The organism is Providencia sp. PROV076 (assembly GCF_028483405.1).
Classification (GTDB): domain Bacteria; phylum Pseudomonadota; class Gammaproteobacteria; order Enterobacterales; family Enterobacteriaceae; genus Providencia; species Providencia huaxiensis.
This window is the reverse complement of record NZ_JAMPRR010000027.1, coordinates 89,072-103,176: the sequence shown is the minus strand read 5'-3', so window position 1 is coordinate 103,176 and position 14,105 is coordinate 89,072. Positions and strand designations below refer to the sequence as shown.

The following is a 14,105-nucleotide window of genomic DNA, read 5'->3' as shown; positions in this document are numbered from 1 at the left end:
AAGCAGCCGAGAGGCAAAAAGAATAAGTGGAGCGGTAGTTCAGTTGGTTAGAATACCTGCCTGTCACGCAGGGGGTCGCGGGTTCGAGTCCCGTCCGTTCCGCCACTTATCAAAGCCCCGTGATGAAAATCACGGGGCTTTTTTATATCATTAATATTATTGGGTTTTATAGATAATGAGCCATAATAGGTGGCTTGAAGCGTTATTTGAGGAAAACACAGTCTTACGTCTGCTTTAATTGGTTCTACAAGTATATTATTAAATCGTTTTAGGATAGAAAGTAACTGTTCACTATTTGGGGGGAGAATTTAAGCTATATTAATATCAAATATACGCTTTAAGGCTTTCTTGCCATTGGAAGTAAAAGTAACGTCTCTATAGCCTTTTGTTTTATCTATCCATTTGTTTTCTTCAAAGAATTGTAGCAGTAATGATCCTGCGAGCCCTCCTAAGTGCATACGTCTTTCACTCCAATCTAAACAAGCACATGCTATTTTCCGTTTTGTATGAGGAACAATATCTATCCCCAATTTTTTGAATTGCTCGGCACCAATCATGGATAATTTATTCTCTTTAGCCATAAACCAGCCATTTTTATCCATAAATTCATATATTTTAACAAGCAATTTCTCCTGCCAAGTGGTCATAGCAGGTGCGTGCTTTTCGTAGATGTATAGGCGTTGTTATTGGGAGGGTATACTCCAATTTCATAGATACCCCCATTAATGTTTCTAATAATTCGGCAATGTCTGAGCCTGCAAGTCGATAATAGCGGTGCCTTCCTTGAGATAGACAACTAATTAAGTGGCTATTTAAAAGCTTAGCTAGATGTGCACTTGTTGTTGATGGCGCTATGTCTGCAACTGCGCTTAATTCTGTTGCTGTCCATGCTCTGCCATCCATTAATGCACACAAAATGCTGACCCTTGAAGGATCAGCAATTGCAGAAGCAACTTTTGCGATGGATTGTTCTAATGGTTCTTTTTCTTCAATGAGAATGCTATTTTTGCTGGGTATCATGGTTGGCTTTCCCATTGTTTCGTCACTTCAGCGGCTAACATATCATTGTCTGTTATTAATATTAGCCTATTATTATGGTCGCTATATTGAACTAAGATATTAATTTGGTGAAGTGCGAGTTGAGAAACAATTTCGCCGAGTTCACCTGGACGCTCTTGTTTCAATTTGCGGATAACCGGTTGTATAGTACTTTCAATCTGTAAACCCACAGTTGCTAAGGCACTACGCGCTTTTTCTGGCTGGGTAACAAGAAAGTGAGCGTGGCTTTTTCCTCCGATAGAAAAAACGCCACCGCCTTCAAGACCAACACCATGTTTCCCTAATGTTGTTGCTAACAGAGCTAGAGCACCTACTTGATTTTCAAGAATAACATGAATGTCATACATCAGAGCTATCCTCTTTATTGAATGAGTAATCCTTTAGTGTATGAGCAATTCGAATTCGATAATGGGAAAAAATGGCTTGTTGCCCTTCAACTTGCGCATTGATATGCATGAAATGGTTTTTCCATTTTTTTATAGCTTCCTCTGTTTCCCACCATGAAAGTGAGAGGATTTTTCCTTCCGTTGTGACAGATTGAAAACGCTCGACAGCAATGAACCCTTCAATATTCATAAGTTCAGATTTAAGTTTGGCTGCCAATTCGAAATAACGGTCTTTTTGCGCAGGTATTGGGGTGGCTTCAAAAATGACGGCAATCATAAAATACTCCTTAGTGTATAAAGCTCAACTATAAGGATTTAATTTATAGATACTTCGATGGTGAGCGAAATATTGAAAATAGGAATTTAAAAGATAGGGAAAAGAAGGCGGGTCATTTTAAGGACTGATATAAACTGTAACCCGCTATTGACCCTGCTACATCATAGACAAAATCATGCCAACTCCAACCGGTGCCCGCAGGCCTGCTATCATAAAGCTCTTTTGCTGCGCCAAGAGATACTGAAAACAGAATACCGAATATGGCCGCATCACGGTGTTGTATGTTTTGTTTATCTGCATAAGCATTGCCAGCTGCAGCCATAGCCGCTGAAAATGCAAAATGCTGAGCTTTATCTTTGCCTTGCCAATTATCATTAGCCCAATGGAAACCCTGACATCCTGTCAAAACGAGCATAAATAAGCTAATGATTAGTGACTTGAACATATTTGCTGAGATACCTAGAAAATTAAAGTAGCAAAATAAAAGCGCCACTGGTGTGACGCTTGTTGTTTAAAATCTAAAGAATGCGGCTAATTAAGCGGTCGACTCGTATTCGACGTAGTCTTCGGATTAATTTCTTCACTTTAACTGGATAGGTTTGAATGCTGTCTAGTTCACGATAATGGCTAACAACTTTTGTATGCGTTCGGATACACGCTAGTTCGTGGCTACGTTGCTCTTGCAATTGTTGTTTTGGATCGTGAATTAATACTGCATTTTCAAGATCTAAGCCCCATGCGCGAGGGTTTAAGTTATTACCAGTGATCAACTGCCACTGATTATCAACCCACATACCTTTTAAGTGATAGGTATTATCGCCATCTTTCCAGAGCCTAACTGTTAATTGTTGGCTGTCAATAAAGCGTTGTAAGCGGCTGACAAAGCGACGCAGATTGATTTCGTAAAGATAGGGCAATGCACCTATAATTTTAAATGGTTCTTCGGGGGGGATATAAAAATCATTGGCGGTTTTGTCACCAATGATAATTTCGACCTCTTTACCATCACGCAGTAACCTGTTGATGATTCGGACTAAAACTGCGGGCAGATTAAAATAAGGTGTACAGATAGTTAATTTATTACTGGTCGACCCCATTAAGTGGGTGATGACTCGGTTTAAATCATTTTTCTTACCAAGCCCGACAAAAGGGGTAACCGATAATGCGTTATTTGATGCATTTCCTGTAAATTGGTAAGAAGCGCCCCTTAAGCTTAAGCGAAATTGTTTGATTAAATGCTTAAACTCTGCTGTTTTAGGACGAGTTTCAGTATTGAGCAAATGAACCGCTTCGGCAGGCAATAATGATGCATCAATAAATTTTTTCATTGATGCAGTGAGTTGCCCATTTTTAATCAGGTGGTATCTGTCATAACGGTATCTATCATGACGTTGTAAATACACGTCATTAATACTCGCTCCGCTATATAGCAAGGTATCATCAAATAAAAAGCCTTTGAGGTGTAATACACCAAGGGCTTCCCGTGTATTGACAGGAATACCATAGATAGGAATTTCGATATCAGGGTAATGCTGAGCAACATCATAATACCAATCGGCATTAGTTGCATTTGCAGCAACTCCTATACGCCCTCGTTGAGCACGGTGCCAGTCTACGAGAATTTTGATATCCAATGATGTATTAGCTTGTTTTGCAGCATATAGAGCATGAAGTACGTCTTTGCCTGCATCGTCTTTCTCTAAATACAAAGCCGTTATGTAGATAGTATTTTGAGCTTGAGAGATTTGCTTAAGCAGTTCATCACGAAAATCTTCTGTCTTATATAGCGTTTTTACATCAGCAACTTCTTGAGAGAGTTTTGGTAAACTTAACAAATATTGTTGATGTTTTGCTTGTTTTAATTTTGACAACATCACAGTGTAAATTTTCTCTTATTAGTCTAATAGCAACTCGCTTTGCGCACATTTTTAAGCGAATGATCTATGGATGATAGCATATTTAGCTAAACCATTTAGTATAAATTGACGACTTGTTTAATTACTATACAAGTTAAGCCGTGTCCTTAGATATTTCTATAAGTGAAGTGTCAGATTAACGACTCCGTCTTCAAATTGAACGTCAATCTCAAAGCCCAGTTTTTTCGCTAGGCTTATCATATTACGGTTTTCAGGCATGGTTATTGCTGTTAGTTTTTTAATGCCGTGGCTCCGAGTATAGTTAAGTAGCTTTTGCATGAGTTGATAACCGAGCGTTTGCCCCTTCATATCGGAGCGAACCAGTACTGCAAATTCGGCTTCTTGGTTATCAGGATCAGCCATTGCTTGCGTGACGCCAATAATTTCAGGCGTAGTATTTGGGTTTTTTACCGCAACGAAAGCCATTTCTCGGTCATAATCAATTTGTATCATATTGGCGAGGTCATCGTGGGTGAATTCGCTGATCTCGCTAAAATAGCGATAATAAAGATCCTCTTTTGTCACTTGTTCTATAAAGGATTTTAGCAATGGTTCATCTTCAGGAAGGATCGGACGTAGCAAGCACGTAAGATCTTCTTTTAAATGGATTGTTTCTTCTAGTTCACTAGGGTAAGGGCGGATCGCTAGCCTTGATGTGGTCGCATCATCTGTTGGGCTTAATGTCATTGAGACATCAAGTAAAGTAAATTCATCTCCTGAAGCGAGCAATGGGTGGATGTCTAACCTTGTAATATTTGGGCAATCTATAATTAAATTTGAAACTCGCACTAATAAAGCTGATAGCCCTATAATATTTAAGGGTTCTAAAGCGCTTCGAGATTTGATTTTATAACTTTTGATAGCATTAATAACGAGGTAGCGAGCTAAAGCCATATTCAGTGGTGGAAGAGCGACGGCAGCTTGGCTCTCTTGTTGCCACTCAATACCACCTTCTCCTAGCATGATGAGAGGACCAAAAACAGGGTCTAGCTCAACAGCAATTCTGAGTTCTTGGGCACCTGCTCGATTAGCCATACTTTGGACTAATAGCCCTTCAATTCGTGCATTAGGGAAATTTGTTGAAACACGCTCCATAATCGCTTTGGCGGCATCTTCTACTTCTTTAGCATTGCGCAAATAGAGCATGACCCCTTGTACTTCTGACTTGTGTACAATATCAGGAGAACGCAGTTTTAAAGCAACGGGGTAACCAATTTTTTCTGCAATTTCAATGGCTTCATTGCTAGAGTGCGCTATCCATGTGGGTAAACTATTTAACCCGTAGGCTTTTAAAATAGGTTGAACTTCATGCGTATCTAGGTGCAACTTATTATTTTCCAATGCTTGCTGAATATATTCATGAGCCTGTTGTGTATTAGCGGTGATACCTACTGGAAGGGCTGGCGTTTCTTTTAATTGTTTTTGGTTACGGCGATATTCCACCATATGCATGTAAGCGGTTATTGCCCCTTCTGGAGTACGGTAGGTTGGGATCCCCGCTTCACTAAATAGGCGACGAGATTCTTGAGATGAATATTCTCCACACCAGTTGGTTAAGATAGTTAGCCATTTTCCGCGTGGATGTTGCTTTATGGTTTTAATGATTTTTTCTGCCATGGTTTTGCTTTCAGTTATCGCACTGGGTGTGTGGATAAGCAATAAAGCGTCATGGTCGTGGCTGTCGAGCATTTTGTTCAATACATTGATATAGCGCTCAACGGTGGAGTCATCCCCTAGGTCAATCGGGTTTTTCGTCGATAAATCAAGTGGTAGCAGTGAACTTAATTCATTTTCTGTTTCAACACTTAACGTTGCAAGTTTGCCACTACGCAAGAGAAGTTCGTCTAGCGCCATCGCGGCAGGGGCAGAGCCATTGCTCATGATTGAAAGACGCTCACCACGTAATGGCGTCATATAGCTTAATGTTTCAACCGCAGAAAACATTTCGTGAGTATCCTGCACGCGAAGTAGCCCTGCACGCTGGATAGCAGCGTCATAAGCGGCATCTAGGCTCGGTTTATCGCCCAGAAGCTCTTGTGCTTTACGGGTTCGACCGCTTTTTATCACCAATATAGGTTTATTGCGTGAGGCGCTGCGAGATGACGACAAGAAGCGTCGTGCATCACTAATGCTTTCGAGGTACAACAAAATGGCACTGGTTTTGCTGTCACGCGCTAAATAATCGAGTAAATCGTCAATATCAATATCGATGCTATCACCCAAGGCAATAAAATAAGAAAAACCGATGTCTCGGTGCCTTGCCCAATCCAGAACGGTATTTGATACTGCAGCAGATTGAGAGATAAAAGCGAGTTTTCCTTTTAAGATTGGAATTGGTGAAAAACTCGCATTCAATCCCTGCCAAGGGGCTAAAAAACCTAGGCTATTCGGGCCTAATAAGCGAATTTGATATTGCTGTGCGACTTTTTTTAATTCATTAAACTGAATTGAAGGGGACGATAAAATAATCACCACCTTACAGCCTGCTTCCCCTAATTGCTGTAAACAGGTGATATTACGTGAGTAATGAGTGCAGATAACGGCAAGATCAGGTTTGAGCGGTAATTTATCTATAGACGGATAGGCAAGCACGCCAAGGACAGAGTCTCGGTTTGGGTTAACAGGCAGAATAGGGCCTTTAAAGCCACTGGTAAGCAGGTTTTTCATCATAACCGAACCTGCACGGCCCGGATTTTCAGATGCTCCAATGACAACGATAGACTTTGGCCGGAATAAAGATTCTAACTGACTGACTAAACCCATGGTTGATAACCCTTTGCTTTGCTGAACGAGATAGGCGTCCAATAGATAAAAATTGGCTGAGTAATACTTATGAATACTATGCCTTATCTTTGCGATTGCGCTAGTTTATCTGGTGAGTTTTATTAATTTATACAAGCACGTTCACGTTTTATTAGCACGACGATCTAAAAGTTGTCATTTAATGGTACTGGGCTCGAAAAGAAAGCGGAAAACAGTACCAATAAATAGTTAGAGGTGGGATTCGGTAAGTAGCTTCTGTGCAATAGGGTGATGTGGTTTTCCTTCAAGATATTTTTGACGGAAAAGATTGAAATGGCTAAATAGTTGTTTTGACGCGTTTAAATCTCCCGCTAGTTCTAAAACGGTAGCAGCTACCTCAGCGGTACAATGTTGTTCTTCCCTTGATGGCGTACGTAGTAAATAATCCGTTCTTGCTTTGGTATTAATTGAAAGCATTGGAATATCATTAAGATAAGGACTTTTACGAAACATTTTACGTGCTTCTGGCCAGGTCCCATCGAGTAAAATAAATAAAGCGGGTTTATCCGACAAAGTAGGTTCATTGACCACGACACGTTCATTTTGAGCGTAGCTTTCTGGAAAAATAAGGTAAGGTTGCCTTGTAGTGTCTTGCAATGCCGCCAGTAGTTGCGCATTAGGCTCTGTTCTTGACCATTGAAAGGCCAAAGTGTCGGGTAAAACATCCGCAATCAATTTTCCTGTATTACTTGGCTTGAATACTTCGCCATCAAACATAATTAAGCAGAATTGGCTTTTTGCTTGTGACGATACGGTGTCTTGGCACAGGCACTGTGGAATAGGTAACAAGCAATATTGGCAACGTTTTACTCGGCAGCCCCGCGCTTTAAACGGTTTAGTCGATAATGCGAGGCGCTGTTGACGCAGGTGATAAACGGCATTCGGAGTCATGTTGAGTTATATTTTTAGGCCTAAAATGAAGGCGCATATTGTACGCAAAACGATTTCTATACGATAGAAGTATATTCAATAACTTTTAGATGAGATAATAGAGTGAATCGGTAGCGTAGCCATGCAACATCATGTAATCTTCGCGCCATAGCTTAGTAGGGGATAGTGATGAACGACTCGAATGATTTTAGTGGTAAAAACGGCAAAGTAAAAGTGATGTATGTCCGCAGTGAAGAGCAGGACAACAATACAGGTAATGATAAACGCCGAGGCGGTGGCCGTGACGATAGGCGTGGTAATGACAAACGTGGTGGCGATAGACGAGATGGTGCTCGCCAAGATCGTGGTGGTCGCTCAAGTCGCCCTGAAGGCGGTCGTGAAGGTCGTCGCTCCGATAACCGTAATGATGCACCTCGTGAGCGTTCACCTTGGCGCACTGTTTCTAAGCCAGATAGCGAAGAGTTAGCGAATGACCATGGCGGAATTGTTGGTAAGAGTCAAATTGACCCGGAACAGTTGCGTAAGCAGCGCCAAGAAGAAACCCGTATCTATGGTGAGAATGCATGCCAAGCCATGTTTAAAAACCGCCCTGATGCGATTGTTCGCGCGTGGTTCTTGCAATCTGTCACGCCGCGTTTTCGTGATGCGCTAAAATGGATGGCTGCAAATCGCAAAGCTTACCATGTTGTCGATGACGAAGAGTTATCGAAAGCATCGGGAACTGAACATCATGGTGGCGTCTGTTTTATCATCAAAAAACGCGGTGGTATGAGTGCAGATGCTTACTTGCAGCAAGCGACAGGTAATGACTGCGTCTTAGCTCTGGAAGATGTGGGAAATCCACATAATCTGGGCGGTATTATGCGTAGTTGTGCGCACTTTGGTATCAAAGGTGTGATTTTGCAGGATGCTGGCATGCTGGAGTCTGGTGCGGCAATTCGTACCGCAGAAGGTGGTGCCGAGCACATTAAAGCGATTGATGCCGATGGGTTAACGGATACTTTGGATAAATTCCGCAAAGCGGGTTATACCATTGTGACGACTTCCAGCCATAAAGGCAGCCAAGATCTCGCAAAAGCGAAGTTACCTGCCAAAATGGTATTAGTTTTAGGCCAAGAAAGTGATGGTTTAAGTGATAGCACGTGGGACCAAGGTGATATGAGCCTGTATATCGGTGGAACAGGTAAAGTGGAAAGCTTGAACGTGTCTGTTGCAACGGGAATTATGTTGGCGCAGTGGTGGCAACAAAACCAAGTTAAATAATACTTTTTCGTTATAAGATATCTAAAGCCATACATAAAAGGATGTGTTTCCTGCTATGTATGGCTTTTTGATATCTGTCATCAAGACGACTTAGTGGGATGGGCTCATTAATGAGCGCCACCGTCTTTTGACCCCGCCCCAAATGGTGGCTTAGCGAACCAGACAATCACCATCAGTAGGATAAAAATTCCAGCTGAGAGCCAAAATATCTCATTGGCTGACATAATCAGCCCTTGGTCAGTAATGGTTTTAGCAAGGTAGGCTGCACTTTGCTGATCATTCATACCAATTTTCGCCAACTCACTGTACATCTGTTGGGCATTTGGGTTGTATGGGTTAACAAACTCAGCAAGGTTTTCATGGTGCATTGACTCTCTTTGGGTCCACATAGTTGTGGTAATCGATGTCCCAATTGCTCCAGCTAAGGTTCGGGTAAAGTTGGACAAACTAGATGCAGAGGCCATTTTTTCTGGTGGTAGGCCAGATAATGTAATGGTTGTCAAAGGCATAAAGAAACAAGCGATAGCTAAGCCCTGCACAAATTGTGGCCATGCGGCTTCGGCAAAACTCATTCCAGGTTCGAAAGTATAAGCACGCCAATAGTAACAAACGGCATAGATAATAAAGCTGAATGTAACTAAATAACGCATATCAATTCGGTTACCAAAGCGCCCTATAATTGGCGTAATCAGTAGTGGTAATAACCCTACAGGAGCAGAGGCTAGCCCAGCCCAGGTCGCGGTATAGCCATAAACCTCTTGCAGCAATTGCGGCAGTAGTACAATCGTCCCAAAATAGAGCATGTAAGCGAGACTTAAGGACAAACAGCCAATCGTAAAGTTGCGTTCTTTAAACAGGGACAAGTCGATGACAGGATGGTCGTCTGTGAGCTCCCAAACAATTAAAAAGGCAATTGCGACAACGGCAATAACGGTTAGGACGATAATTTCAGTCGAGTTAAACCAATCCAACTCTTTGCCTTGGTCAAGCATGATTTGTAAAGCACCAATACCGACAACCAATAGTACCAAACCAATAGTATCAATACGCTGAATGGATATTTTAGTTTCACGGCCTTTTAAGGTACGCATGATGGCAAAAATAATCGCAATACTAAATGGCACATTGATAAAGAATATCCAGCCCCAATGGTAGTTATCACTAATATAACCACCAAGAATCGGTCCGCAAATAGGAGCAATAACGATAGTCATTGACCAAAGGGCGAGGGCCATGTTGCGTTTGGCGGGAGGATAATTATTAAGCAGCAAGCTTTGAGACAAAGGAATGAGCGGCCCTGCAACTAAACCTTGTAAAACACGGAATAAGATCAGCATTTCTAAGCTGCCAGAAATACCGCACAGCCATGAAGTTAAAGCGAATAAGCCTGTAGACCATAAAAATAGCCTGACTTCACCAATCCTACGCGCTAGCCAACCAGTGACAGGGATGGAGATGGCATTGGCAACACCGAAAGAGGTTATTACCCATGTCCCTTGTGAGTTGGATGCCCCTAAGTTTCCAGCAATGGTTGGAATAGCTACGTTAGCAATTGTGGAATCAAGAACTTGCATAAATGTTGCCAACGAAAGGGCAATCGTCATCCAGGCGAGTTTTGATCCCGTTAAAGGTGCTGTCGTCACGATTGCACCTCCACCTATTGATTTCCTAGGTTATTATTAATTATCTCAGTAACTATTTTGTCTGCAGGAGACATATCCACAGCTAATGCAGCGGTATGGTAAGCTGGTGTATCACGCATCCCTTTAGAAAGCACTTTGCCGTTTTTATCTAACGTATCAACTGTTACTTCGGTGGATAAACCGATACGTAGTGGATGCTCTTCAAGCTGAGTTTTATCTAAGGAAATGCGCACAGGAAGGCGCTGGACTACTTTGATCCAGTTACCACTGGCATTTTGTGCAGGTAATAAAGAGAATGCGCTACCTGTTCCCATATCAAGTCCCACAACAGTGCCGCTGAATACGATATCTTTACCGTAAAAGTCAGTCGTGACCTTCGCTGGCTGGCCGATACGCATATCTGCAAGTTGTGTTTCTTTAAAGTTCGCATCAATCCACATCCCCTCGGAAGGGACAATAGCCATTAACGGTGTTGAAGGGGTGATTTGTGAGCCTACTTGTACACTGCGACGAGAAACATAGCCATCAACAGGGCTGACAATTTTCGTTCGTTGTAAAGTCAGCCAAGCATTTCTAACTTGGGTCGCTGCTTGCTCTACAGCTGGCTGTTTTTCAATTGAGGTATTTAGAACGATGGCTTGATTCGCATTATATTGTTCTATTGCCACGTCTAATGCCGCTTTAGCACTGACAACGGCTTCTCTAGCGTGCTGCAGTTCTTCTTTACCAATAACATGGCTGCTGCCTAACACTTCTCGACGTTTTAAATCATTCTGTAAGCGGTTTAATTCAGAACGTTTTACCTGAATATTGGCTTGGAGCTGGCGGCTATTAACCATGTGCTGGCGGGTCTGACGGACGCTGTTTGCTAATTCTGTTTTTGCTTTATCTAGAGTTAGCTCTGCATCACGTGGGTCGAGTTCAACCAAAACGGTGCCACTTGTCACAAAATCGGTATTATCCACATTGACCGTCATGACGCTCCCGGAAACTTGGGATTGTATTTGTACTTGATTTCCTGCGACATAAGCGTTGTCTGTTGACTCATAGTGGCGAAGAACGAGATACCAGTAGACCGCCCAGCCAACGCCTATAATAATAAATAATAGTGTCAAAAAGATAAGCGCACTTTTGCGTTGTCTTTTTTTATTTCGTTGGGGAGTTTGCGTTTGTTGCATTTCCTCAGGGGAACTCATACTCGTATTTCTCCATTTCTATGGATAAGGATCACGGTTGTTTCCAGTAGTTAGGTGTTAACCACTGGAAACTGAGACTACAAATGATTTTGCTGTTTGATGGGATATCGTAAAGCATAAGGGTGAAAGGATAATGATATATTATTGGCTGAAAAGTTTTTTTTCACCGTTGAGCTTAAGAATGGCTCAAATACATTAACCTTACAAAAGTTATGGTCAATCTTTTATAGTATCCAGTTTTGTCAGTAATTTACGCATTAGCGTATTAAGTTGTTGTTTTTCATCAATATCTAAAACAGACCAAATATCAATTAATGCGCTGTGCTGAGGTGGTAATAGACCATTTAAAAATTCAGTCCCTTTTTCTGTGAGGTGTAGATGAAGGCAACGTCTATCATTGTGACTCTCTTTGCGTTCAATCCAACCATTTTTTTCCAGTTCATCTGCAATGCGTGTCGCATTGGTTCGTGAGGAACCAAGGGCAGCACTGAGTTCAGATGGCTGAATACTGCGGGAGTCTTTTGTATCAAGGATCATGAGCGCCATAAATAGTGTTTCATTAATACCTTGGGACCTTAACATATTATTTCGCGCTTCAAGTAATTTCCCATGAACATGCATGCATAGGCGTGTTAGGAGAATTTCTTGATACGGAATAGGGCTTTCACGTGAATCTTGCTGTTCTACACGAGTATTGAGTAACTCTTCAGTAGGTGTAAATGAACTTTCCATTATTGGGATACCTTATTAGTTTCAGTTGGTAAGATTACAACTGTCATCAACCATCTAAATGGTATATTAAAAGATAGAATTAGCAATTGTACTTAATTAATATCGCCGATTTTATTTTGATAATGATACATGATTCATAAATTTTATGAATGTAATTTACCTATTTTAGTATAGCGTACTAACTATTTTATACTGATAGTGTCACTTTTGGTTGCGAAATAACCAATTCAACACTTAATTAAAGGCTAATTTCAATCATATGAAACAATATATAATCACATGACATTAACTCAATACCATTTTTTTTGTTACCCAATAATTACAACTTAGATAGATACACTTATATCATAAGTATAACTACCTATTTTTGTATAATTAAAACATTATTTGACGTAACAGTAATTTGAGATTTTAACAGTTATACTACCTTCTTAAAGAGTCATTGTATTTGTTTAACTGTGTCATTCACTAATATTTACTTTGTTTATTATTACAGTTGATAACTATTGGTTCTATGATAAACGGTCTACTACTTCAACATATTGGTAGATAAGATTGAGGCACATAACTTCAATGTATTATGATTTTTTATCTATTTATGAGACCTCTTATGAGACCTCAAAAATAGTTCTCTCAAAATGCATTGATGCCAGTATGAGTAATAACTAGTCATCAGTTATGGTGATGATGGGATCAAAACGAATGCCAATAGCCCAAATGATTAAACTTAGGGTCGTCAAAATTGCTCCTGCAACTGCTACGCCTTCCCAACCTGCATGTTCATAGGCATAACCTGAAAGCAGGGAACCGAGTGCTCCACCTATGAAATAACTCGTCATATAGCCGGCCGTTAGGCGATTACGCGCTTCAGGTAATATACGATATAACGTACTCTGGCTCGTGACATGAACGGCTTGCACCGCAAGGTCTAGCACCAAAACCCCGATGATAAACGCGACGAGAGAATATTTAGCTAAACCGATGGGGATCCAGGACAATAGTAATAAAACCAATCCGATTGTTGTGATGATTTTTCCTTTACCTTTATCGACAAGATGCCCTGCTTGGGAGGCCATCAGTGCGCCTGCGGCACCGACTAAGCCAAATAAGCCAATAGTCCCTTCGGAGTAATTGAATGGCGGGCTGGCTAACAAAAAAGCCATTGCGGTCCATAATAAACCAAAGTTGGCAAATGATAATGCACCTAGGGAAGCACGTACCGCAAGCACTGGGGTCCCAAAAAATAGTCGGCCAATAGAGCAAATAAGCTGAAAATAGTTTAAGTTGGTTTTTTGATGGTAACGAGGGAGTTTAATTGCTAGAACAATCATTAACAGCATTAATAATGCAAAAGCCACCCAATAGATAGCACGCCAGCCACCGACCATAGCAACAGCGCCTGAAACCGTTCTTGCAAGTAGAATTCCCAGTAATAGCCCACTCATGATCATCCCCACCGCTTTACCGCGTTTATGTGGTTTAGCAATAGACGCAGCGAGTGGGATCAGGACTTGTGCAACAACCGAAAATAGCCCTGTCAGGGTAGTGCCTAAAAGGATTTGCCAAATATTATTTGAAAGCGCTGTAATTAATAACCCTAATGCCGAAAGAAAGGTCATGGTTAAAATTAAACGCTTGCGTTCAAACAAATCTCCCAGCGGGACTAAAAAAAGTAAACCTGCCGCATAGCCCAGTTGGGCCGCGGTGACAATAAACCCAGCCATATTCGTGGTTAAATTAAACTGCCCCGCAATGGTGTCTAAAAGCGGTTGAGCATAGTAATTACTGGCAACGACGAGACCTGTGGCAATGGCCATTAAAATAGTGAGGCCTGTTGTTAGCTCTGCGGTTTGGGTCTGTTTCATGAGGATTACCTATTATTAGCTAGGCGACTACTATAAACAAAATTTATTACCTTGGTTTATTTCTTTTTGTCATTG

General features: G+C 41.3%; 11 protein-coding genes, 1 tRNA gene and 1 pseudogene. 2 read left to right on the top strand and 11 right to left on the bottom strand.

Annotated features, from left to right (window positions below):
• Positions 1–28 precede the first annotated feature (28 nt).
• Positions 29–105, top strand: a tRNA-Asp gene (locus PSF67_RS16895).
• 203 nt (positions 106–308) lie between these two features.
• On the opposite strand, the pseudogene PSF67_RS16890 reads toward PSF67_RS16895, so the two are convergent.
• From PSF67_RS16890 to PSF67_RS16860, 7 genes and pseudogenes are all read right to left on the bottom strand, one after another.
• Positions 309–1,020: pseudogene (locus tag PSF67_RS16890) on the bottom strand (ArsR/SmtB family transcription factor).
• Positions 1,017–1,406, bottom strand: a complete 390-nt coding sequence (locus PSF67_RS16885) for an amino acid-binding protein (protein WP_102138271.1) — start codon at positions 1,404–1,406, stop codon at positions 1,017–1,019. Before PSF67_RS16885 ends, PSF67_RS16890 begins: the two are co-directional and overlap by 4 nt.
• Positions 1,399–1,722 carry an antibiotic biosynthesis monooxygenase family protein gene (locus PSF67_RS16880; RefSeq protein ID WP_166266245.1) on the bottom strand — a complete coding sequence of 108 codons (324 nt, stop codon included), beginning with the start codon at positions 1,720–1,722 and terminating at the stop codon, positions 1,399–1,401. Before PSF67_RS16880 ends, PSF67_RS16885 begins: the two co-directional genes overlap by 8 nt.
• Positions 1,723–1,834: 112 nt before the next feature.
• Positions 1,835–2,167: a YfiM family lipoprotein gene (locus tag PSF67_RS16875; protein ID WP_195698313.1), complete on the bottom strand. Its 333-nt coding sequence runs from the start codon at positions 2,165–2,167 to the stop codon at positions 1,835–1,837.
• 73 nt (positions 2,168–2,240) lie between these two features.
• Positions 2,241–3,596, bottom strand: a complete 1,356-nt coding sequence (gene pssA, locus PSF67_RS16870) for a CDP-diacylglycerol--serine O-phosphatidyltransferase (RefSeq protein WP_272677293.1) — start codon at positions 3,594–3,596, stop codon at positions 2,241–2,243.
• A 159-nt stretch (positions 3,597–3,755) separates the two neighbouring features.
• Positions 3,756–6,401 carry a bifunctional acetate--CoA ligase family protein/GNAT family N-acetyltransferase gene (locus PSF67_RS16865; RefSeq protein ID WP_272677291.1) on the bottom strand — a complete coding sequence of 882 codons (2,646 nt, stop codon included), beginning with the start codon at positions 6,399–6,401 and terminating at the stop codon, positions 3,756–3,758.
• Positions 6,402–6,629: 228 nt separating this feature from the next.
• On the bottom strand, positions 6,630–7,331 hold the full coding sequence (locus tag PSF67_RS16860) for a tRNA-uridine aminocarboxypropyltransferase (protein ID WP_272677289.1): 702 nt from the start codon (positions 7,329–7,331) through the stop codon (positions 6,630–6,632).
• Between the two features lie 168 nt (positions 7,332–7,499).
• Between PSF67_RS16860 and PSF67_RS16855 the strand changes: the two genes are divergently transcribed.
• Positions 7,500–8,594 (top strand): tRNA/rRNA methyltransferase, encoded by a 1,095-nt coding sequence (locus PSF67_RS16855; protein WP_102138277.1) that lies wholly within the window; start codon positions 7,500–7,502, stop codon positions 8,592–8,594.
• Between the two features lie 107 nt (positions 8,595–8,701).
• Here PSF67_RS16855 and emrB read toward each other — a convergent pair whose 3' ends face one another.
• The 4 genes from emrB to PSF67_RS16835 all read right to left on the bottom strand — a co-directional run bounded on the left by emrB (position 8,702) and on the right by PSF67_RS16835 (position 14,030).
• On the bottom strand, positions 8,702–10,237 hold the full coding sequence (gene emrB / locus PSF67_RS16850; protein WP_272677288.1) for a multidrug efflux MFS transporter permease subunit EmrB: 1,536 nt from the start codon (positions 10,235–10,237) through the stop codon (positions 8,702–8,704).
• Positions 10,238–10,251: 14 nt separating this feature from the next.
• The gene (gene emrA / locus PSF67_RS16845; RefSeq protein ID WP_102138279.1) at positions 10,252–11,433 is read right to left on the bottom strand and encodes a multidrug efflux MFS transporter periplasmic adaptor subunit EmrA; all 1,182 of its coding nucleotides are present in this window, start codon (positions 11,431–11,433) and stop codon (positions 10,252–10,254) included.
• Between the two features lie 216 nt (positions 11,434–11,649).
• Positions 11,650–12,165 carry a transcriptional repressor MprA gene (gene mprA / locus PSF67_RS16840; protein ID WP_166266260.1) on the bottom strand — a complete coding sequence of 172 codons (516 nt, stop codon included), beginning with the start codon at positions 12,163–12,165 and terminating at the stop codon, positions 11,650–11,652.
• Positions 12,166–12,830: 665 nt separating this feature from the next.
• A complete protein-coding gene (locus PSF67_RS16835; protein ID WP_272677286.1) occupies positions 12,831–14,030 on the bottom strand; it encodes an MFS transporter in 1,200 nt (399 codons plus the stop codon).
• Positions 14,031–14,105 lie beyond the last annotated feature (75 nt).